This is a genomic window from Pacificoceanicola onchidii, assembly GCF_004804335.1.
In the GTDB taxonomy this organism is placed as follows: domain Bacteria; phylum Pseudomonadota; class Alphaproteobacteria; order Rhodobacterales; family Rhodobacteraceae; genus Pacificoceanicola; species Pacificoceanicola onchidii.
The window spans coordinates 66,743-85,730 of record NZ_SRXY01000004.1; the positions used below are offsets into that span (position 1 = coordinate 66,743).

At 61.8% G+C, this 18,988-nt stretch carries 23 protein-coding genes; 14 read left to right on the top strand and 9 right to left on the bottom strand.

Features of this window, described 5'->3' with window-relative positions; translation table 11 throughout:
- Window positions 1–18 precede the first annotated feature (18 nt).
- The 3 genes from pgeF to lgt are packed head-to-tail and all read right to left on the bottom strand — an operon-like array spanning window position 19 to window position 2,725.
- Window positions 19–774, bottom strand: a complete 756-nt coding sequence (pgeF, locus tag E4662_RS11670) for a peptidoglycan editing factor PgeF (protein ID WP_136441742.1) — start codon at window positions 772–774, stop codon at window positions 19–21.
- On the bottom strand, window positions 771–1,835 hold the full coding sequence (locus E4662_RS11675; protein WP_136441743.1) for a class I SAM-dependent methyltransferase: 1,065 nt from the start codon (window positions 1,833–1,835) through the stop codon (window positions 771–773). The genes pgeF and E4662_RS11675 overlap by 4 nt, the downstream gene beginning before the upstream one ends.
- A complete protein-coding gene (lgt, locus tag E4662_RS11680) occupies window positions 1,832–2,725 on the bottom strand; it encodes a prolipoprotein diacylglyceryl transferase (RefSeq protein ID WP_136441744.1) in 894 nt (297 codons plus the stop codon). Before lgt ends, E4662_RS11675 begins: the two co-directional genes overlap by 4 nt.
- Before the next feature lie 94 nt (window positions 2,726–2,819).
- Here lgt and E4662_RS11685 point away from each other — a divergent pair, with 94 nt between their 5' ends.
- The 5 genes from E4662_RS11685 to E4662_RS11705 all read left to right on the top strand — a co-directional run bounded on the left by E4662_RS11685 (window position 2,820) and on the right by E4662_RS11705 (window position 6,023).
- Window positions 2,820–3,059 (top strand): accessory factor UbiK family protein, encoded by a 240-nt coding sequence (locus tag E4662_RS11685; protein WP_136441745.1) that lies wholly within the window; start codon window positions 2,820–2,822, stop codon window positions 3,057–3,059.
- A 131-nt stretch (window positions 3,060–3,190) separates the two neighbouring features.
- Window positions 3,191–4,642 (top strand): xylulokinase, encoded by a 1,452-nt coding sequence (gene xylB, locus E4662_RS11690; RefSeq protein ID WP_136441746.1) that lies wholly within the window; start codon window positions 3,191–3,193, stop codon window positions 4,640–4,642.
- 27 nt (window positions 4,643–4,669) lie between these two features.
- The gene (locus E4662_RS11695; RefSeq protein ID WP_136441747.1) at window positions 4,670–5,122 is read left to right on the top strand and encodes a DUF6173 family protein; all 453 of its coding nucleotides are present in this window, start codon (window positions 4,670–4,672) and stop codon (window positions 5,120–5,122) included.
- An 88-nt stretch (window positions 5,123–5,210) separates the two neighbouring features.
- Entirely contained in the window at window positions 5,211–5,345 is a 135-nt protein-coding gene (locus tag E4662_RS11700) for an aa3-type cytochrome c oxidase subunit IV (RefSeq protein WP_136441748.1), read from the top strand.
- 48 nt (window positions 5,346–5,393) lie between these two features.
- Window positions 5,394–6,023, top strand: coding sequence for a hypothetical protein (locus E4662_RS11705; protein ID WP_206080288.1), 630 nt, complete (start codon window positions 5,394–5,396; stop codon window positions 6,021–6,023).
- On the opposite strand, the gene E4662_RS11710 is transcribed toward E4662_RS11705, so the two are convergent.
- Window positions 6,008–6,334 (bottom strand): AzlD domain-containing protein, encoded by a 327-nt coding sequence (locus E4662_RS11710; protein WP_136441749.1) that lies wholly within the window; start codon window positions 6,332–6,334, stop codon window positions 6,008–6,010. The genes E4662_RS11705 and E4662_RS11710 overlap by 16 nt on opposite strands.
- Window positions 6,331–7,032, bottom strand: a complete 702-nt coding sequence (locus tag E4662_RS11715; RefSeq protein WP_136441750.1) for an AzlC family ABC transporter permease — start codon at window positions 7,030–7,032, stop codon at window positions 6,331–6,333. Before E4662_RS11715 ends, E4662_RS11710 begins: the two co-directional genes overlap by 4 nt.
- Before the next feature lie 51 nt (window positions 7,033–7,083).
- Here E4662_RS11715 and E4662_RS11720 point away from each other — a divergent pair, with 51 nt between their 5' ends.
- From E4662_RS11720 to E4662_RS11735, 4 genes are read left to right on the top strand one after another with little or no spacing between them, the layout of a single operon-like run.
- Complete coding sequence (locus tag E4662_RS11720) at window positions 7,084–7,956, top strand: formate dehydrogenase accessory sulfurtransferase FdhD (RefSeq protein ID WP_168797962.1); 873 nt, start codon at window positions 7,084–7,086, stop codon at window positions 7,954–7,956.
- Entirely contained in the window at window positions 7,953–8,579 is a 627-nt protein-coding gene (mobA, locus tag E4662_RS11725; protein WP_136441752.1) for a molybdenum cofactor guanylyltransferase MobA, read from the top strand. Before E4662_RS11720 ends, mobA begins: the two co-directional genes overlap by 4 nt.
- Window positions 8,576–9,067: a molybdopterin-guanine dinucleotide biosynthesis protein B gene (gene mobB / locus E4662_RS11730; protein ID WP_136441753.1), complete on the top strand. Its 492-nt coding sequence runs from the start codon at window positions 8,576–8,578 to the stop codon at window positions 9,065–9,067. The genes mobA and mobB overlap by 4 nt, the downstream gene beginning before the upstream one ends.
- Before the next feature lie 2 nt (window positions 9,068–9,069).
- A complete protein-coding gene (locus E4662_RS11735; protein ID WP_136442108.1) occupies window positions 9,070–11,151 on the top strand; it encodes a molybdenum cofactor synthesis domain-containing protein in 2,082 nt (693 codons plus the stop codon).
- On the opposite strand, the gene E4662_RS11740 is transcribed toward E4662_RS11735, so the two are convergent.
- On the bottom strand, window positions 11,148–12,149 hold the full coding sequence (locus E4662_RS11740; protein ID WP_136441755.1) for a hypothetical protein: 1,002 nt from the start codon (window positions 12,147–12,149) through the stop codon (window positions 11,148–11,150). The genes E4662_RS11735 and E4662_RS11740 overlap by 4 nt on opposite strands.
- 14 nt (window positions 12,150–12,163) lie before the next feature.
- Window positions 12,164–12,634: a transcription elongation factor GreA gene (greA, locus tag E4662_RS11745; protein WP_136441756.1), complete on the bottom strand. Its 471-nt coding sequence runs from the start codon at window positions 12,632–12,634 to the stop codon at window positions 12,164–12,166.
- A gap of 315 nt (window positions 12,635–12,949) precedes the next feature.
- Between greA and E4662_RS11750 the strand changes: the two genes are divergently transcribed.
- The 4 genes from E4662_RS11750 to E4662_RS11765 all read left to right on the top strand — a co-directional run bounded on the left by E4662_RS11750 (window position 12,950) and on the right by E4662_RS11765 (window position 17,580).
- Window positions 12,950–14,596: an electron transfer flavoprotein-ubiquinone oxidoreductase gene (locus tag E4662_RS11750; RefSeq protein ID WP_136441758.1), complete on the top strand. Its 1,647-nt coding sequence runs from the start codon at window positions 12,950–12,952 to the stop codon at window positions 14,594–14,596.
- A 68-nt stretch (window positions 14,597–14,664) separates the two neighbouring features.
- Window positions 14,665–14,952: a PilZ domain-containing protein gene (locus E4662_RS11755; RefSeq protein ID WP_136441760.1), complete on the top strand. Its 288-nt coding sequence runs from the start codon at window positions 14,665–14,667 to the stop codon at window positions 14,950–14,952.
- A gap of 104 nt (window positions 14,953–15,056) precedes the next feature.
- Window positions 15,057–16,772, top strand: a complete 1,716-nt coding sequence (locus E4662_RS11760; protein ID WP_136441762.1) for a tetratricopeptide repeat protein — start codon at window positions 15,057–15,059, stop codon at window positions 16,770–16,772.
- Window positions 16,759–17,580, top strand: a complete 822-nt coding sequence (locus E4662_RS11765; RefSeq protein WP_136441764.1) for a 4-(cytidine 5'-diphospho)-2-C-methyl-D-erythritol kinase — start codon at window positions 16,759–16,761, stop codon at window positions 17,578–17,580. The genes E4662_RS11760 and E4662_RS11765 overlap by 14 nt, the downstream gene beginning before the upstream one ends.
- A gap of 2 nt (window positions 17,581–17,582) precedes the next feature.
- On the opposite strand, the gene E4662_RS11770 is transcribed toward E4662_RS11765, so the two are convergent.
- Both E4662_RS11770 and E4662_RS11775 read right to left on the bottom strand, forming a co-directional pair.
- Complete coding sequence (locus tag E4662_RS11770; RefSeq protein ID WP_136441766.1) at window positions 17,583–17,996, bottom strand: c-type cytochrome; 414 nt, start codon at window positions 17,994–17,996, stop codon at window positions 17,583–17,585.
- 22 nt (window positions 17,997–18,018) lie between these two features.
- Window positions 18,019–18,414 (bottom strand): c-type cytochrome, encoded by a 396-nt coding sequence (locus E4662_RS11775; protein WP_136441768.1) that lies wholly within the window; start codon window positions 18,412–18,414, stop codon window positions 18,019–18,021.
- 158 nt (window positions 18,415–18,572) lie between these two features.
- On the opposite strand from E4662_RS11775, the gene E4662_RS11780 reads away from it, so the two are divergent.
- Window positions 18,573–18,980, top strand: coding sequence for a PaaI family thioesterase (locus E4662_RS11780; RefSeq protein ID WP_240705176.1), 408 nt, complete (start codon window positions 18,573–18,575; stop codon window positions 18,978–18,980).
- Window positions 18,981–18,988 lie beyond the last annotated feature (8 nt).

Sequence of the window (18,988 nt, forward strand, 5' to 3'; positions counted from 1 at the left end):
GTGGCCGTTGTTTCCGGCTTACAGACGAATAACCGAAATCAGCCGCCCGTAGTCCGCTTCCTTTTCATGCGTCGCACGGCGATAGCTGAAAAACCGGTCCGGATCCGAATAGGTGCAATGCCGAGTCCACTCGGCTTCGACCCCGGCTTCGCGCAGACGGTGAAGCCCGTAGCCGGGCAAATCAAAATGCACCCGGTCATCAGCCCCACCGGCAAAGAATCGGGCGTTCGCGGGATCATCCTTCAGGAAGCCGTCCAGGAACTCGGGGCCGACTTCATAGGCCTTCTGGGAAATCGACGGGCCGATGACCGCCTTAATCTTATCGCGCGATGCGCCCAGCGCCTCCATGGCATCAACGGTCGCTTCAAGCACACCGTCCTTTGCGCCACGCCAGCCTGCGTGTGCGGCGCCAATCACACCTTTCTCGACATCCGCAAACAGAACCGGCTGGCAGTCGGCCGTCAGGATGGAGAGGGCAAGCCCCGGCTGATCGGTCACCAGCGCGTCAGCCTTGGGCTTCGGCTCACTCAAGGGTTCGGAAACCGTTACAACATCCGGCGAATGCACCTGATGTACGGACACCATAGCGTCCGGGCCGATCTCCATCGCTTCGGCCACACGACTACGATTGATCGCAACGATCTCGGATTGATCCGAAGATCCGGGACCGCAGTTGAGACCGGCAAACACACCGGAAGACGCGCCCCCCCGGCGCGAAAAGAACCCGTGGCGCAGAGGGGCAAGGCTGTCGGCGGTGATGATATCAAGCGTCATGGATCCAGTCCCGGCGGCGGCGCTGCGCCTTGCGGATAGAGGGCGAGAACTTTGAACAACGAACCCATTTCCGACGGATGCGTCAACCGCCGATGTGCCGCGATGTGAGATTGCAGCGCATCGCCTTCCAGTTTTTGGGCCAGCGCTTGCGCACGCGGCGTGATGCCAAGCCTTTCCAGAAAGACGCCCTGATGCGTCATGGCGCTATGCGATGCAGGGGCGGCGGCTTTGGCGATGGCCTCAAAGTCCACATGAGCCGTCAGGTCCGCCTGTCCGGGATTTGCAAAGGGGTCAGAAGGCGCGTGGTTCTCCAAGGCCTGAAAGGTATCCCCCCGGCTGCGCCAATCCCCGTAGTCGATCAGCAGAGCCGTACCGCCCTGCGCCGCGATCCGTGCGCCCACCGATTCTGCAACACGCTGCGCCGGTGCGCAAGTCTCTATGACGTCGCCATCTGCGGTGTCTTCAAGGCGATGCTCCAATCCGTCCTGCGGCACGGCGTCCGTCAATCCGCGTGCCAGCTTCCCTCCTGACAAGCCCACAACACATTCCCGCCATCCCGTGCCCTCGCGGCTGAACTGGCGAATGGGCAAGGCGTCGAAAAACTCATTGGCGATCAGGAACAGCGGCCCGTCCGGCAAATCGTCCACGCTGCCGCACCACGCGGGCGCATGTTCCGCGAGGCGCTCTGCCTGCAACACGCGCAGGCTCGGGCTGGCTTCCACAAGATACAGCTCAGCCGCCGCATGGAAGCCCGGCACCGCCCGGGTCGCGCGCAGAGCGTCCGCCATCAACGTCCCGCGTCCGGGACCAAGTTCGGCCAAGACAAACCGCTCTGGCGCGCCATGATCGAGCCAGCTCTGCGCCAAACACAGCCCCAGCAACTCGCCAAACATCTGGCTGATCTCTGGTGCCGTGGTGAAATCCCCCTTTGCACCCAGCGGATCGCGGGTTGTGTAGTAGCCATGCTCAGGATGCAGCAGGCAGGCCGTCATATACTCCGCCAGCGAAAGCGGACCGGTCGTGGCGATTTGCCGTTTCAGGCTGTCAGCCAGCGCATTCATGCCGGTGCAAGACGCCGGCGGGCGACGGCGATAAACGCCAATCCCCCGAAAATCATCGGCAAGGTCAAAGCCTGCCCCATGGTCAGCCCGTAGCCGCCAATGTGGAAGGCGAGGCCAAGCGGATTGCCTTCGGAGATGAACTGCTCATCCGGCTGGCGTACAAACTCGACCAGAAAGCGCGATAGCCCGTAGCCAACAAAAAACACCGCCGCCGTGAGGCCGGGTGTCTTCAAAGAGCCACGCCGAACAAGCACCAAAAGCACGAGACCCAGAACCAGCCCTTCCAGCGTCGCCTCATAGAGTTGCGACGGGTGGCGTGCACAAATTTCTCCAGCCGCCTGCCCGCAGTCCTGCGCCGCCGTGCCGGGAAAAGCCACGCCCCAGGGCACATCCGTCGCGCGCCCCCAAAGCTCGGCATTGACGAAATTGGCAAGCCGCCCAAACAACAGGCCAACCGGCGTGCCGATGGCTGCAAGATCCGCCGACGAGGCCAGCGGCACCTTCTGCTTTCTGCAAAACCACAACACCGCCGCCATGACGCCGAGCAAGCCGCCATGGAACGACATGCCGCCGGTCCAGACCATGGGGATCTCGGCAGGGTGCGCCAGATAATAGCCGGGCTGATAGAACAGCACGTACCCAAGCCGGCCACCGATGATGATCCCGAGGATCACCGACGTCAGCAGATCCTCGATCTGGTTTTCCGTCATAGGGGCGACATCGTCCGCCCAGAGTTTCGGGCGGCGAATGGCGGCAACAGCCAGCCGCCAGCCAATCAGAATGCCCGCTATATAGGCCAGCGCGTACCAGCGCAGCGCAAAGGTCATGCCGAAAAGTTCGATACTGAACAGGTCCGGTGAAAGGTTCGGGAAAGGAATATATGCCTGCATGCGTCCTGTTGTCTCCGGGCCGGGCGGGAAGTCAACCTTGTGACCGTCGCCTTTGGAGACCATATAGGACGGACATGCAACGCCGGAGTGAACCATGCAGACACGCAACAAGGTTTTCGAAGACATCTCGCAACTGATGACCAACGCCATGGGTGTGGCTCAGGGCGCGAAGGACGAAGCTGAAAACGCCATGAAGGGCATGATGGACCGCTGGCTGGCGGATCGGGATTTTGTCACGCGCGAAGAGTTCGACGCCGTGCGCGCCATGGCGCAAAAAGCCCGCGAAGAAAACGAAGCTCTGAAGGCGCGGATCGAAGCGCTGGAAGGCAAGTAAGCGCCTTTCCTGCGCCGGGCTCATTGTTTGGCGCACCCTGTGGGGGCTTGCGTTAGCGCCAACATTCCTGTTTGACAGCTAAAACAGAGATGGCCCGTCCGAGTGCCATCCGGCTGTCAGGGAGGATTGCCATGTATCTGGGACTGGACCTTGGGACATCGGGGCTGCGCGCTCTGCTTGTTGATGGAGAGGGTCTGCCGGTTGCTTCCGAAGCCGAAGCCTATGACGCACGGCACCCGCATCCGGGCTGGAGCGAACAGGACCCGAGCCAGTGGACCGCAGCCCTGGACAAGGCTTTGGCCCGGCTCAAAGCCTCTCATGGCACCGCCCTTTCCGCCGTCAAAGGCATCGGTGTATCAGGCCACATGCACGGCGCCACACTGCTTGATGCGGACGGCGCGGTGCTTCGCCCCTGCATTTTGTGGAACGACACGCGCAGCGCCGAAGAGGCCGCGCAGTTGGACGCCACGACGGATGTGCGGGCGCTCTCCGGCAATATCGTCTTTCCCGGCTTCACCGCGCCCAAGCTGCGCTGGGTTCAAAAGCACGAACCCCATCTCTTCGAGAAGGTCGCCAAGGTCCTGCTCCCCGCCGCCTATCTCAACTTCCATCTAACCGGCGAGTACTTCGCTGACATGTCCGACAGCGCAGGCACGTCCTGGCTCGACACGGGCAAGCGGGACTGGTCTCCGGCGCTTCTGAACGCAGGCGCGATGCGGCCAGATCAGATGCCACGCCTTGTCGAAGGCTGCGAAGCCGGGGCCACGCTGCGCCCGGCGCTCGCTGACGCCTGGGGCATGTCGTCCGATGTGATCGTTGTCGGCGGCGCGGGTGACAATGCCGCGGCGGCCTGCGGTGTCGGCGCTATGAGCGAAGGGCAAGGTTTTGTCTCCTTGGGAACCTCCGGCGTTTTGCTCACCGGGCGGGACGGCTATGCGCCCCTACCCGCCTCCGCTGTGCACACGTTCTGTCACGCGGTGCCGGACCAATGGTATCAGATGGGTGTGATCCTTGCGGCGACGGACAGCCTCAACTGGTTGTCGCGCATTACCGGAGCCAAGCCCGCTGAACTGTCCATGGCCTTGGGAGACCACATCAACGGGCCTGAAACCGTCCGCTTCCTGCCCTATCTTTCAGGCGAACGAACCCCGCACAACGACAGCGAAATCCGGGGCGCCTTCCTCAATCTGGGCGTTGAAAGCGACCGCAAGGCAATGACGCAAGCGGTGATGGAAGGGGTTGCCTTCGCCCTGCGCGATTGCGCGGACGCCATCGGCCAAACCGGGGCCCAACTGGGCGGCTTGCTGGCAATTGGTGGCGGCTCTGCTTCCCGCTTCTGGCTGGAGACCATCGCGACGGTCCTGAACCTGCCGTTGGACCTGCCGAAAGACGGAGACTTCGGCGCGGCGCTTGGCGCAGCACGGCTCGCCATGGTAGGCGCTGGAGCCGGATCGGTGCAGGACGTGATGACCCGGCCCGCCGTGGATCGCACAATTGAGCCTCGCACGGATCTGACCTCCGCCTATGCGGATGCATATGGTGCTTTCCGCGCGAGCTATCCTGCGCTTAAATCATTGCAATAAGACGCGCGGCTTTGGGAGGACGCACACATGGACGACAAGATCGCCACCACAGCGGAGGCGCAGGAAAGTGACGCCCTGCCGCGCCGGATCGAAGTGCACACGGATCACGAATCCCAACCGCTGGAGCCGTTGCCCGAAGCAGTTAAACAAAAGCCGGTCAAGAACAAGAGCCCGGCAGAGTGGGCCTACGAACGGCTGGTTCTCTACATCCAGACCTTCGAAAAGCAGCTCGATGCGGATCAGGAGGTGGCCATGGGCTTTGTCGGCGGCGAGGCCGGGGTCATGCGAATCGAGGGAATCGGCTATTTCGACCCGGACATGATCACCTTCTACGGCTCGGACGCTGCCGGGGTGCGCACGCAATTGATCCAGCACGTCAGTCAACTTTCGGTGATCCTGCGCGCGCTTCCAAAGCCGCAGGAAACCGAAGAACCGCGCCGGATCGGGTTTCTTCTGGCGAAGGAACTGGGCACAGGCTGAGGCCGCGACATTTGTACCGCTTTGCCGCCGTGACAGGGCGTGTGAAATGCGATAAACGCGGGTTAAACGCTAGAACAGGAATACAATCATGGCTGAACACAAGCACGGCTCGATGGACGTCACCGAACAGCAGAAGACCTTCGACGGTTTCATGTCCTTCACGGTCAAGACGACCGCTGTCATCATTTTCCTCGTCATCATGCTGGCGGTTTTCAACGCCTGATTTCGAAGGCGGCGCCAAGCCGCCTTTGCGCACCAAGGGGGGATCGGCATGCGCGCCATGATTTTTGCGGCGCTGGCCGCCATGACACTGGCGGGCTGTGCTGCCAACAACTCCGGCAAGGAATCTTCGCCCGAGGAGATCACGGCAGCGGCCTATCGCCATGACGGGCCGACCGAGTTGACCCTGTACACCATGATCAACAACCGCTCCGGGTCCGGCGCGCACACCAGCTTGTTGATCAACGCATCGCAGCGGGTTGTCTTTGATCCGGCCGGAACAGTTCGCCTCAAGGCGGTGCCGGAATCGGGGGACGTGCTGTATGGCATCACCCCGCGCGTTCGCGACTTCTATGAGCGTGCCCACGCGCGCGAGACATACCACGTTCGCATTCAGACCATCCGGGTGTCACCCGAAGTAGCGGAACGCGCGCTGCGCCTCGCCCAGGCGCGCGGCCCTGTCGCTTCCGCACAATGCGCCGCATCAACCTCTGCATTGCTCCAGCAGCTACCGGGGTTCGAATCCATTTCGGGCACATGGTACCCCAACAAACTGGCTGATCAGTTTGCCCAGCTTCCCGGTGTCAGCGACCGCAAGCTCTACGAAGACGATGCGGACGACAAAGCCATCGCCATCGCCGAGTTTGAAGCCGCGCAAGACGCTGCTCAGAACGGCCAGTAAGCCCCGGCCAGCATAACGCCCGCCCCGGCGAGCATACCCGCATAGATGCTTTTCCAGACGTAGGCCGCGGCGAGCGCAAGCATCGCCGCCGCCAGCCGCAGTGGATCCAGCGTACCACCCGTAGCCGAAGGCCAAACGACAAGAGGCGCAACAAGCGCCGGCATGATCGCCACGGCTGTATAGCGCAGATGCCGGAGTAACCATTCCGGCATGGCGCGGTCGCCGATCAGCCCGAGGAATACAAACCGAAGGCCAAACGAGCCGAGCCCCAGGCCAAAGATCACAATCCAAAGATCCGCCTTGTCGATCATTGCTCTGCCCTCCGTTCCGCCTCGGCCCCGACAATCATCCCGCCAATCCCCGCGATCAACAGTCCAAGGTTGTAGGGCACCCACGCAAAGAGCAGCGCCAGCGCGGTGGCCGCAAGAGCGGCAAACACATGCGCCCGTGTCCTGAGCGCCGGTCCCAGCATCGCCAGAAAGGCAATCGGCAGGACCATGTCAAAGCCAAGGTTCGCCGGGATGATGTTGCCCATATAGGCCCCCGCGATGGTGGCCGCGTACCACGGTGGGCAAATCGGCGTCACAACCCCGAGGAAATAAGCGAACTTTTCCGAGACAGTCATGTCAGGCTTGCGATCATACTCAAGCACCGAAGCCGCATAGGTCTGGTCCACAAGAAAATAGCCGACCACCGCGCGTTTCCAGAATGGCAGCGGTCCAAGGTGCGGCGTTATGGACGCCGAATACATCGCCATGCGCAGGTTGACCGCAAGCGCGGAAATCAGGACAACCACCGTCGGCGCATTGTCTGTCATGAGTTGCATCGCCGTGAACTGCGCGGCCCCGGCGATTACGACCACCGAAAAACTGAGCGTTTCAAAAACGGACAGCCCCGCTTCCGTGGCGATCACGCCGAACAGCGCTGCAAAAGGGACAACGACCAGCAAGAACGGAATCCCATCACGCACACCGCGCCAATAACTTGACATCACCTGGCTCTGCGCCATCACTAAACCTCCGGGGTGTTTGATCTGCCCCTACACGAACGCAAAGGCCCGATGCAATTGCCCAACGACTACATCATCGCCCCTGACCCTGCGGCCAAGCGTCTGACCCGCGCTGTCAGCGGTTTCGATCACACCGGAGCCGAGGTTGATATCGCCGTGGTGGAGGAGCGCCCGCTGACGATTTATCTGAATCGTCAGGAAGTTGTGACCGCGATGACCATTGGCGACTATCCGGAGTTTCTCGCCGTTGGTTTCCTGCGCAATCAGGGCATGCTGGCAGATGACGAAGAGATCACCGGCATCGATTTCGACGAGGAACTGGACGTTGTCGTGGTGCGCACCGCATCGCAGACCACCTTCGAAGAAAAAGTAAAGAAAAAGACCCGCACGAGCGGCTGCGCCGTGGGCACGGTTTTCGGCGACATGATGGAGGGGCTGGAGGGGCTCGACTTGCCCGCCGCGCCGGTAAAGACTTCCTGGCTCTATGCCCTAGCACGCAAGATCAACACGACCCCCTCGCTTTACCTCGAGGCCGGCGCGATCCACGGAACCGTGCTGTGCCACGAAGACAGGCCTTTGGTCTATATGGAAGATGTCGGACGCCACAACGCTGTGGACAAGATCGCTGGCTGGATGTTCCTGAACGGCGTGACGGCGGAGGACAAGATCCTTTACACAACCGGGCGCCTGACTTCCGAGATGGTGATCAAGACGGCTCTTATGGGCATTCCAACCCTCGCCTCTCGTTCCGGGTTTACCGCGTGGGGCGTTGAAATCGCGCGGCAGGTCGGGCTGACCTGCATCGGCCGAATGCGCGGAAAGCGCTTTGTCTGCCTGAGCGGGGCCGAACGGCTGGAGCGCGATGTGGACCCGGACAGCGTGCCGGACGAAAGCAGGAAATCCGGCCGAAAGGGCAAAACGTGAAACAGCCGCTTGGAGTGATCCTCGCAGGGGGTTTGGCAACGCGGATGGGCGGCGGAGACAAGGCCCTGCTCACGCTTGGCGGTCAAACCCTGCTGGACCGTGTGCACGCCCGTCTTGCCCCACAGGTCGCGCAGGTTGCGCTCAATGCAAACGGCGATCCCGCACGTCTCAAATCCGACCTGCCGGTGATCCCCGACAGCATCGCGGAGTTCCCCGGCCCTCTGGCCGGTGTTCTCGCCGGGCTTGACTGGGCCGCCACGCTCGGCGCGGACACTATCGTCACTGTTGCCGCCGACACGCCCTTCTTCCCTTGTGACCTGGTCCCGCGCCTGCTGCTGGCTTCAGAGGAGCAGGACCTGCCCCTCGTTCTTGCCGCGACAAAGGGCGAAGCCAAGACAAAGTCGAAATCCCGCTCCGGCCTGATCCGGCATCCGACCTTCGGCCTTTGGCCCGTTGCCATGAGAGAAGACTTGAGGCAGGCGCTCAACGAGGGCCTGAAGAAAGTCGTGCTCTGGACCGACAAACATGACGGGCGCGAATGCCTGTTCCCGGCGGATGGCTTCGACCCTTTCTTCAATGTAAACACGCCCGAGGATCTGGCCCGGGCGGAAGGACTACTATGAAACTCTACGGTGTGACCGGTTGGAAAAATGCGGGCAAAACCGGCCTGATGGAGCGACTGGTCACGGAGATCACGGGCCGGGGATACTCGGTCAGCACCGTGAAACACGCCCACCACACCTTTGACGTCGACCATCCGGGCAAGGATTCGCACCGCCACCGGGTTGCCGGGGCATCCGAGGTGATTCTCGCGTCGCGAAAGCGCGTGGCGCATATGATCGAGTTGCGCGATGCACAGGAGCCATCCTTGAGCGATCTGCTCAAGCGGCTGGGCCCGGTCGATCTGGTGCTGATCGAAGGCTACAAACGCGACAGACACCCCAAGATCGAGGCGCATCGCGCGGAAACGGGCAATCCCCTGATCGCTTTGGAGGATGAGACGATTCGGGCGGTGGCCAGCGATGTTCCGCTAGAGCTGGACCGCCCGGTTTTCGAGCTGGATGACACCAAGGCGGTGGCAGATTTCATCCTGAAGGAAGTTGGTCTGTGACCATGTTCAACCACTTCACGGTGGTGGACTGGAACGCGGGAAACGACACCGGGCCACGCCCGAAGAAGGATGCGATCTGGATCGGGGAGGCGGGTCAGGCCCCGCGATACCATCGCAACCGGATCAGCGCGGAAGACGCCCTGACCGCTCGGATCGAATCCGCGCTTGTGCGTGGCGAGCGGATGATGATCGGGTTCGACTTCCCCTTCTCCTATCCGCGCAGGTTCATCGAGACGATCACCGGCCATCCCGATCCATTCTCCTTCTGGGCCTATCTGGAACAGCACATCGAAGACGGCCCGAAATCCAACAACCGCTTTGATCTTGCCGGGCGGCTCAACCAGGTCACGGGCGGGCGCGGCCCGTTCTGGGGCAATGGTCTCAAAAGAGACATCCCCGGCTTGCCTCGAACCCAAACGGGGTATCACAACCCGTTCCCAGACCGCCGCACCTGCGAAGTGGCGGCGAAGGGCACCTTCACAGTCTGGCAAATGTCCGGCGCAGGCTCTGTCGGGTCCCAGGTTTTTATGGGCCTGCCGGTTCTGGAGCGGATCAGACAGCGTTTTGCCAGGCAGATCGCCGTCTGGCCGTTCGAGCCGCTGGACAAGCCCATCGCCCTCGTCGAAATCTGGCCGGGGTTGATCAATCCCGCTGTGCGCGCCGCCACAGGACCAGACGACATTCGCGATGCGGTTCAGGTGAAAATGCTTGCAGGCGCGCTGGCAAACCTTGCACCCGCAAGATTGCATGCGATGCTGGACGTCGAGGCCCCGCTGGAGGGATCCATCCTCGGGCTCGGGTACGAACAGGAATTGGAAGCCGCCGTGTCTCTCAAACCGCCCCCCTTGCGCAACGATTGCTTTGCCCTGCCGCCCGGCGTCAACTGGACCCCGGTGGATGACGCGCTTGACATGCTCAAAAACAGGCTCTCCTGCGTGGTCGAACCGGAGAACGCGCCATTGGGCGATGCCATGGGCCGCGTGCTGAGCGAAGACGTCACCGCATGCCGCTCCAACCCGCCAACACCAAACACGGCCGTTGACGGTTATGGCTTCGCTGCGGCCTCCTTGCCGGAAGGGGATGCCATCCTGCCCTTGGTAGACGGCCGCTCAGCCGCCGGCGCGCCCTATGCTGGCACCGTGCCCTCAGGCTCGGCTGTCCGTGTTCTGACCGGCGCAGCCCTGCCCGACGGGGTTGATACCGTGGTGTTGGATGAAGACAGCACCGTTCTGGACGGCCACGTCGCTTTCCGCGGCAGCATCAAACCGGGTGCGAACACCCGCAAGGCCGGGGAAGACGCCAAGGCAGGTGAGACCGTGCTGCCCAAGGGCCAACAGATCACCCCGGCGGGCCTTGCCCTCGCGGCGTCTGTCGGCTGCGCAACGCTGCCCGTTTTCCGCCCTTTGCGCGTCGCGGTTCTTTCTACCGGCGATGAGGTTGTGGAACCGGGCTCCCCCGCAGAGCCCGGCCAGATCTTCGACGCCAACCGGCCCATGCTGCTGGGCATGATCCGCCGCTTTGGCTTTGAAGCGGTCGATATGGGACGTGTCCCGGACGATCGCCCCGCCTTGCGCCAAAGGCTGGATGAGGCCGCCCAGCAGGCTGACATGATCCTGACGTCGGGCGGCGCATCTGCGGGCGATGAAGACCACGTTTCTGCCCTCCTGCAGGAAGCCGGAGCCATGCAGGAATGGCGCATCGCGCTCAAACCGGGGCGGCCACTTGCACTGGGTCTGTGGAATGGCGCGCCGGTCTTTGGCCTTCCGGGCAACCCTGTCGCCGCCTTTGTCTGCACCCTGATTTTCGCCCGTCCCGCCATGGGCGTTCTGGCCGGTCAGGACTGGCGCGCGCCGCAAGGGTTTGACGTGCCTGCCGCTTTTTCCAAGAACAAGAAGCCGGGTCGCCGCGAGTACCTGCGCGCCCGCGTGCGCGATGGCCGTGCCGAAGTCTTCAAATCCGAAGGATCGGGGCGCATTTCCGGTCTGAACTGGGGCGAAGGGCTGGTCGAATTGGGTGATGAGGCGCGAAACATCGCAACGGGCGATCTTGTACGCTTCATTCCCTACGGCAGTTTCGGGCTTTAATCGAACGTCCCTGCAACGCGGCCAAGCAGCATGAAAGCACGCGCCGACCGGGTTCCGGCAAATTCGGTGATTTCCGTGTCCGACGCATTCGGCTCGAAAGCCGCAAAGCTCTTGTCGAAACGGCGCAGAAAATGGTGCGCGGCATCGCGGAAAATCGGATCCTGCTTCATCCGGCCCAGCGCAAGCGCCAGCGAAGAGCGGTCCCGCACCCCGCCCAAAGGCGCGATCTCGCGTCCGCGTGTGCCTTTGGCAAAGGCGCGCCAAACCTCAGGCCGTGCGAGATCGGGACGAAGATCGTCCATGTAGATCCCATCCTGGCTCAGTAGAGTCAGGATATCCTGCGCCGCCTGAATCAGATGCGCCGCGTTGCGGTCCTTGAGCGCGCGGCGCAGGGCGTTGAACCCTTCCTTGTCTTCTGCGGTCTCCGGGAAGTTCAGCGCGCGGATGAAATCCTCGTTGGACAGCGGAGGCTGCAGCGCTTCGGCAGGCGTCCCCAATGACAGCGCCGGCTGGTCATCCGCTTCTTTCTGAACCGGGACAGCCGCCTGAACCGCCTCCGCCACGCGCGTCGATCCAATCATGGTTAACGTCGCTTCGAGGTTTTTCTGACCGGCTGAAATTTCATCCAGCCGCTTCATCAGCGACGGATGCGGCGGATCGTTCCGCCCCTTTTGCGCCTGCGTGACATAGGCCTGCCGGATCGCATCAATCGCCGCCTGAAGGCGCGCGCTTTCCTCGCGCATGACCCGGGCGGAGCGCGCCGAAAGCGCCGCAACCCAGATCAGTGCAACCGGCATCACGATGATCATGAAGGACAGCAGGAAACGCATGCCGCCGCCGTCAGTCACGTCGCCCAGCAGAAAGTAGCCGCCGGACAGAGCAACCCAAACAACCGTCGCAACAAGCGCCGCCACTTCGACACCGGTCACGGAATCAGCACGGGACTGGTCATACATGCCCGGAGGCGTCGGTTTGGCGTGGCTTTGATCGTCGGACATGCGGCTTGCCGTGGTTATTTATACGCGATGGAGAGGATTTCGTAGCTCTTCTCGCCGCCGGGTGTGCGCACTTCGACGCTATCGCCTTCTTCCTTGCCGATCAGAGCGCGGGCGATGGGCGATTTGACGTTGAGCAGGCCTTTTTCGATGTTGGCTTCATGCTCGCCGACGATCTGCCAGACTTTTTCTTCGTCCGTGTCCTCATCGACCACCTGAACTGTCGCGCCAAATTTCACGGCCCCGGACAGCGTCTTGGGATCAATGACTTCGGCAAGGCCAAGGATGCTTTCGATCTCCTGAATGCGCCCTTCGATAAAGCCCTGCTTTTCCCGCGCAGAATGGTATTCGGCGTTTTCCTTCAGATCGCCCAGTTCGCGCGCCTCGGCAATCGCCTGAATGACGGCGGGACGCTCTACGGACTTGAGCTTTTTCAATTCGGCTTCGAGCGCGGTAAAGCCCGCGCGGGTGATCAGTATCTTGTCCATGGGGTCGTTCCAGTCTCGTTGTCGCGCGGTGGCCGACCGAGCCCCGCTGCTTTGGCGTATCACACCCTAGAATGGCAATCGCAAACGTCCAGTGCAACACCGACGGTAAAAAGTCCAGTGCCGTCGGGCATTCCCCGCCGACAACCGGCCGGGCGAACCTAATAAAGTTTCGTAAAGGCGGCGTTTTGGTGCGTAGTTTTGGTGCCAAAGGTCGGTTTTGCCCCTTGTAACGCCGTGTCGCAATTGACCCTTGCTGCACTGCCGCGCTAATCATGCGCGCAATAATGTTTCAAAGCCTCCCGGGAAGGAGTAGCCATGACGGATGTGACGCGCGAGTCCATGGAGTATGATGTCGTGATTGTAGGAGCAGGCCCGGCCGGTCTGTCCGCAGCAATCCGCCTCAAACAGATCGCCCCCGACCTTGAGGTCGTGGTTCTGGAAAAAGGCTCCGAAGTGGGCGCGCATATCCTGTCCGGCGCGGTTCTGGATCCCTGCGGTCTCGACAAGCTGATCCCCGACTGGAAGGAAAAGGGCGCGCCCGTGACCGTTCCGGTCCGCGAAGACCAGTTCTACATGCTGGGTGAGGCGGGTCAGATGAAGATCCCGAACTTCCCGATGCCGCCGCTGATGAACAACCACGGCAACTATATCGTCTCCATGGGCAACGTCTGCCGCTGGATGGCCGAACAGGCTGAAGCGCTTGGCGTCGAAATCTTCCCGGGCATGGCCTGCTCCGAGCTTGTCTACGGCGATCACGGCACCATTCGCGGCGTCGTCGCCGGTGAGTTCGGCAAAAACGCCGACGGCACACCGGGCGATGGATACGAGCCGGGCATGGAGCTGCTCGGCAAGTACGTCTTCCTAGGCGAAGGCGTGCGCGGCAGCCTCTCCAAGCAGGTGATCGAACGCTATGGCCTCTCGGACGGCAAGGAACCGCAGAAGTTCGGCGTCGGCATGAAAGAAATCTGGGAAGTCGACCCTGCCAAGCACCGTGAGGGCCGCGTGACCCACACCATGGGCTGGCCTCTGGGCTCGAACGCGGGCGGCGGCTCCTTCGTTTACCACCTTGAGAACAATCAGGTTTACGTTGGCTTCGTGGTTCACCTGAACTACGAAAATCCGTATCTCTACCCTTACATGGAATTCCAGCGCTTCAAGCACCATCCGATCATTGCGGACCTGCTCGAAGGCGGCAAGCGCGTGGCCTATGGCGCGCGTGCGATCTCCGAAGGCGGCTACCAGTCCATGCCGCAAATGGTGGCGCCGGGTGTTGCATTGCTTGGCTGTTCCGTTGGCATGGTCAACGTCCCTCGCATCAAGGGCAACCACAACGCTATGCTCTCCGGCATCGCCGCCGCAGAGGCCGCCGCCGAAGCGATCAAGGCAGGCCGCGCGCAGGACGAGTTGCATGACTACGAAGTGGAAGTACGCAAAGGCGAGATCGGCAAGGATCTCAAGAAAGTGCGCAACGTCAAGCCGCTCTGGTCGAAGTATGGCCTCACCGCAAGCCTCGCCCTCGGCGGCTTCGACATGTGGACCAACACGCTCGGCTTCTCGCTGCTGGGTACGCTCAAGCATGGCAAGACCGACGCCGAAGCGACCAAACAGGCCGCCCTGTTCGAGCCGATCGACTATCCCAAGCCCGATGGCAAACTGTCGTTTGACCGCCTGACCAACGTGTCCTTCTCTTTCACCAACCACGAAGAGAGCCAGCCTGCGCACCTCCAGCTGAAGGACAAACATATCCCGGTGGCGATCAACATCCCCAAATTCGCAGAACCGGCGCAGCGCTATTGTCCGGCAGGCGTGTACGAGGTTGTTGAAAAGGATGGCACGCAGGAGTTCGTGGTGAACTTCCAGAACTGCGTGCACTGCAAGACCTGCGACATCAAGGACCCGTCGCAGAACATCGAATGGACCGTACCGCAAGGCGGCGACGGACCGAATTACCCGAACATGTAAACGACCTAACCGAACGTTAAGTCTTTGCTGCGAGGCTCGCTCCGACCCAATCGGAGCGAGCCTTTTTCATGTTGCAAGACCGCGCAGAACGATGGCCGAGCGGCTGGTCCATGGCGTTGTTGACCGGCTCCAGCGTGTTTCGCGTGCGCATCAGAAATGTGAGCCGCACCGGGCTGCGCTTCTCTGGCCCCGTGCCGCCGCGCCCCGGTATCAAGGTCGCCTTTCATGCCATGGGGCAGAAAGTACAGGCCCGGGTGGTCCGCTGTGAACAAGACGGCGGCGCCTTGCACTTCCGCCATCCGATCAGCGCGGCACAGCTGGAAACCCTGCGTCAGTACACAATGCTCGACAGCTGAAAAGCAAACGTGAAGGGTGGCTCCTTGTCATACGTGGACTCACGCCCTACGCTTGCTGAAATGCGCTTTGCGCGCGGGGCATTTTTTCGGAGAACAGAACAGTTATGGCTTTGAGACTCATGATCCGCGCAGGGGCTTTGGCCGCCGCAATGGCAGGTGGCGCGCCCGCCTTGGCCAACGGAGTGGCAGGTGATTATCTGGCAGGCCGACAAGCCAGCTTCAGCGGGGATTTCAAAGCCGCAGCCAAATACTATGGCCGTGCGATCCAGTTTGACCGCACGAAACCGGAACTTCTGGAACGCGCTCTGCTTGCCAATATTTCCTTGGGCAATATCGAACACGCGGCGAACCTTGCGGATGTTCTGATAAGCAACGGCCATAGAAGCCAGCTGGCCTTCATGGCCATGGTCGCGCGGGACGCGAAGGCCGAGAACTTTGAGGCTGTCCTGAGCGCGATTGCCGAGAAACGCGGCCTGGGGCCGCTTGCGGACGGGCTCGGCAAGGCTTGGGCCCAACTCGGTTCAGGAGACATGAGCGCGGCCATCGTATCCTTTGACGAGGTCGGGAAAGTTCAGGGCCTGGGGCCGTTTTCCGTCTATCACAAAGCCCTCGCCTTCGCCTCTGTCGGGGATTTCGAGAGCGCGGAAACCCTGTTCGCCAATGAAAGCCCGGGCGGTATGGGATTGACCCGCCGCGGCGTCATGGCCCGCGCCGAAATCCTGAGCCAGCTGGATCGGAACGACGAGGCTGTGGCCTTGTTGGACACCGCCTTTGGCCAAGATCTTGACCCCGGTCTGCAGTCCATGCGGGCCGCTCTCGAAGCTGAAGAGTCCCTCACATTCACGCATGTTCCCTCCGCCAGAGACGGCCTTGCAGAGGTTTTCTTCACCCTCGGCAGCGCCCTCGCGACAGAAAACAACAGCGACCTGACGCTGGTCTACTCGCGCATGGCGGAATACCTGCGTGCCGATCACGTGGATGCGATCCTGTTGTCGGCGGAACTGCTCGACAAGATGGAACAATACGATCTGGCCGTCGAAACCTATGCCCGCGTCCCCAGTGAAAGCTCGGCCTTTCACGCCGCCGAGATGGGCCGCGCCGAAGCGCTGCGTGCGCAGGACAATCTGGAAGGTGCCGCAGAGGTTTTGCGCGCCCTGAGCGAAAGCCACCCGGACTTGCCGGTTGTGCACTCCGCCTACGCGGATCTGATGCGCCAGATGGAGAAATTCGACGAAGCCATCGCCGGATACACCCGCGCGCTGGAGCGCTTTTCCGAAATCACCGAACGGCAGTGGTTCCTCTACTACGCGCGCGGAATCTGTAACGAGCGCAGCGACAATTGGGACGCCGCCGAAGCGGACTTCCGCAAGGCGCTCGAACTCAGCCCGGAACAACCCAACGTTCTGAATTACCTTGGTTATTCTCTGGTCGAGAAGAAAATCAAACTGGAAGAAGCGCTCGACATGATCGAACGCGCCGTCGCGGCCCAGCCCAACTCGGGCTACATCGTCGACAGTCTCGGCTGGGTTCTCTATCGCCTTGGTCGCTATGAAGAAGCCGTCGAACCGATGGAGCGCGCGGCCGCCTTGATGCCGATTGATCCCATCGTGAATGACCATCTGGGCGATGTCTACTGGGCCGTGGGGCGCAAGATGGAAGCGCAGTTCATGTGGAAACGCGCCCTATCCTTCGTTGATTGGGAAGACGCCGCCGAAGAGGCCGATCCGGAGCGGATCAAACGCAAGATCGAAGCTGGTCTGGACGTTGTCCTGATGGAAGAAGGCGCGCCGCCATTGCAGGTGGCGAATGACTCGAACTGAGGTCTTTGCCCCGGCCAAGATCAATCTGACGCTTCATGTGACCGGCCAGCGCGCTGACGGCTATCACCTGCTCGATTCGCTCGTCGTGTTCGCGGATGTGGGCGATACCGTTGCCGTTCAGTTGGCCCCGGACTTGTCCCTCGACGTGACCGGCCCAATGATGGACGGCGTGCCGACGGGCGGCAGCAATCTTGTGCACAAAGCCGCAAGCGCCTTTGAGACGCCCGTGGCCATCACTCTTGGCAAACACCTGCCCGCGGCGGCCGGGATCGGCGGCGGCTCATCCGACGCGGCGGCCACGCTCAAAGCCATGTCGACATTGACGAGCCGGCCTGTTCCGGTTGATCCGTTGACCTTCGGCGCAGATGTGCCTGTCTGCATGATCGCATCAGCGGCGCGTATGCAAGGCATCGGCGAGCAGGTCACACCGCTCACGCTGCCCCTGTTGCATGCGGTTCTGGTCAACCCGCGGGTCGGGGTATCGACCCCGGCGGTTTTCAAATCGATGTCGCGGCGGGACAACCCGGCTATGTCAGCCATTCCCGAAGGGGTGGACGCGGATGGCCTGATCCAATGGCTGGCCGAGCAACGCAACGACCTCGAAACCCCGGCTATCGCTTTGGAACCGGTGATCGGTGACGTCCTGAACGCCCTGAAAGGATTGGAGGGCGTGCGCCTGACCCGAATGTCCGGCTCCGGCGCCACCTGCTTTGCCCTGTTTGACAGCCGGGCGATGGCCGAAGCACAGGCCAAAACCCTGCGCGCCCGTCAGCCGGGCTGGTGGGTGGCAGCCTGCTCGCTCCGCTAAACTCAGCGTTCGGCCTGAATACTTTCCAGATACTCCAGCAAAGCCACCAGCTTGCGCGGCGTTGGCGTCTGAATGCCATCGCCGGAATCAAACGGGATCAGATCCCCTTCAAGCAAACCGCCAAACTCCGGCATGTCGGGCCGGTCGGTTTCCGAACGCGCATAACCGTCAATCACGGACATGATCTGCGCGCGCGGGAAGCGATCCTTGTTGCGCAGCGCAATGAGCGTGAGGTCCGTCGGTGGCTTTGCCATGGCGCGGGCCATCTCGCCATCACCTTTGCCGTCCGCCCCATGACAAACCGCACAGTTTTCTGCAAATAGCGCCCGCCCTTCCTGTTGGGTGGGCATTTCATTGGGTTGCTGGCATGCGGCGAGCGTAAGGGCCGCCGCGAGCGCTGGCACGATCTGTTTCATCTCGGTCTCCTGTTCAGCAACCCTATTGCTGCAGAGTTTCGATGTAGTCAACGAGCGCGACAAGAGCGCGTGGCGCGCGCAGGATCTGCCCGGTTTGCGTAACCAGATCCACCTGCGCCCCTTCAAGGTCCGGCCCGAACTCCGGCATCAGGCCAAGATGATACCGGCCCGGATAGCCATACACCTGCGCCATGACCCCTTCATACGGAAAAACCCCGCCATTGCTTTCTCGCAAAACGGTCAGATTTGGCACGGGAACGCCAAATTCTCCGGCCAGGTCGCCGTCCCCTTGCCCGCCCACGCCATGACAGGTTGCGCAATGGGTCTCGTAAAGCGCTCGTCCCGTCGGCTCTTGCGCTTGCTCCTGCGGGTAACACCCGGCAAGGAAAACCGCCAAAATCAATATCACACGGTACATCTGCCCTGCTCCGTTTTTCTTTTATTATAGCGCGACTTGGAGCTTCCAAGTGGGGGAATAATACCGCGCACGCGCCACCCCCGCGATGATATGGATCATTGGCAGGTGACAGGCCCTCCGGTTGTGGGCATTGTGCCGGTGAGGGAGGATCCAAAGCGATGCTGACACCTGAAACCGCCAATCGGTTGCTCGACGAAAACTTCGCCGATTGGGTCAAGGCGCTGGAGCCGCAGGTCACTGAAATCGGGGAGGACCGGACGGTTCTGGAGATCCCCGTGACACCAAGCATCGCGCGCGTTGGCGGGATCGTCTGCGGTCAGGCCTTGGCGACGCTGGCCGATACCGCCATGGTCTTTGCCTGTGCAGGTCGTCTTGGCGCTTTCAAACCGGTGGCCACGACAAACCTCGAGACCCGCTTCCTGAGCGCGGCACGGGGCGAGGCTGTCCGCTGCGAAGCCCGCGTCATCCGGGCGGGGCGCGCCCTGATTTTTGCCGAGGCCACGCTGCTCTCTTTGCCAGATCTCAAACCTGTTGCCGCCGCAAGCGCGACGTTCTTCCAGCCTTAGGATTGCCC

What these genes read in the sequence shown, in the direction of transcription:
- pgeF (WP_136441742.1), bottom strand. Translation starts at nt 774, where the DNA reads ATGACGCTTGATATCATCACCGCCGACAGCCTTGCCCCTCTGCGCCAC.
- E4662_RS11675 (WP_136441743.1), bottom strand. Translation starts at nt 1,835, where the DNA reads ATGAATGCGCTGGCTGACAGCCTGAAACGGCAAATCGCCACGACCGGT.
- lgt (WP_136441744.1), bottom strand. Translation starts at nt 2,725, where the DNA reads ATGCAGGCATATATTCCTTTCCCGAACCTTTCACCGGACCTGTTCAGT.
- E4662_RS11685 (WP_136441745.1), top strand. Translation starts at nt 2,820, where the DNA reads ATGCAGACACGCAACAAGGTTTTCGAAGACATCTCGCAACTGATGACC.
- xylB (WP_136441746.1), top strand. Translation starts at nt 3,191, where the DNA reads ATGTATCTGGGACTGGACCTTGGGACATCGGGGCTGCGCGCTCTGCTT.
- E4662_RS11695 (WP_136441747.1), top strand. Translation starts at nt 4,670, where the DNA reads ATGGACGACAAGATCGCCACCACAGCGGAGGCGCAGGAAAGTGACGCC.
- E4662_RS11700 (WP_136441748.1), top strand. Translation starts at nt 5,211, where the DNA reads ATGGCTGAACACAAGCACGGCTCGATGGACGTCACCGAACAGCAGAAG.
- E4662_RS11705 (WP_206080288.1), top strand. Translation starts at nt 5,394, where the DNA reads ATGCGCGCCATGATTTTTGCGGCGCTGGCCGCCATGACACTGGCGGGC.
- E4662_RS11710 (WP_136441749.1), bottom strand. Translation starts at nt 6,334, where the DNA reads ATGATCGACAAGGCGGATCTTTGGATTGTGATCTTTGGCCTGGGGCTC.
- E4662_RS11715 (WP_136441750.1), bottom strand. Translation starts at nt 7,032, where the DNA reads ATGGCGCAGAGCCAGGTGATGTCAAGTTATTGGCGCGGTGTGCGTGAT.
- E4662_RS11720 (WP_168797962.1), top strand. Translation starts at nt 7,084, where the DNA reads ATGCAATTGCCCAACGACTACATCATCGCCCCTGACCCTGCGGCCAAG.
- mobB (WP_136441753.1), top strand. Translation starts at nt 8,576, where the DNA reads ATGAAACTCTACGGTGTGACCGGTTGGAAAAATGCGGGCAAAACCGGC.
- E4662_RS11735 (WP_136442108.1), top strand. Translation starts at nt 9,070, where the DNA reads ATGTTCAACCACTTCACGGTGGTGGACTGGAACGCGGGAAACGACACC.
- E4662_RS11740 (WP_136441755.1), bottom strand. Translation starts at nt 12,149, where the DNA reads ATGTCCGACGATCAAAGCCACGCCAAACCGACGCCTCCGGGCATGTAT.
- greA (WP_136441756.1), bottom strand. Translation starts at nt 12,634, where the DNA reads ATGGACAAGATACTGATCACCCGCGCGGGCTTTACCGCGCTCGAAGCC.
- E4662_RS11750 (WP_136441758.1), top strand. Translation starts at nt 12,950, where the DNA reads ATGACGGATGTGACGCGCGAGTCCATGGAGTATGATGTCGTGATTGTA.
- E4662_RS11755 (WP_136441760.1), top strand. Translation starts at nt 14,665, where the DNA reads ATGTTGCAAGACCGCGCAGAACGATGGCCGAGCGGCTGGTCCATGGCG.
- E4662_RS11760 (WP_136441762.1), top strand. Translation starts at nt 15,057, where the DNA reads ATGGCTTTGAGACTCATGATCCGCGCAGGGGCTTTGGCCGCCGCAATG.
- E4662_RS11765 (WP_136441764.1), top strand. Translation starts at nt 16,759, where the DNA reads ATGACTCGAACTGAGGTCTTTGCCCCGGCCAAGATCAATCTGACGCTT.
- E4662_RS11770 (WP_136441766.1), bottom strand. Translation starts at nt 17,996, where the DNA reads ATGAAACAGATCGTGCCAGCGCTCGCGGCGGCCCTTACGCTCGCCGCA.
- E4662_RS11775 (WP_136441768.1), bottom strand. Translation starts at nt 18,414, where the DNA reads ATGTACCGTGTGATATTGATTTTGGCGGTTTTCCTTGCCGGGTGTTAC.
- E4662_RS11780 (WP_240705176.1), top strand. Translation starts at nt 18,573, where the DNA reads ATGCTGACACCTGAAACCGCCAATCGGTTGCTCGACGAAAACTTCGCC.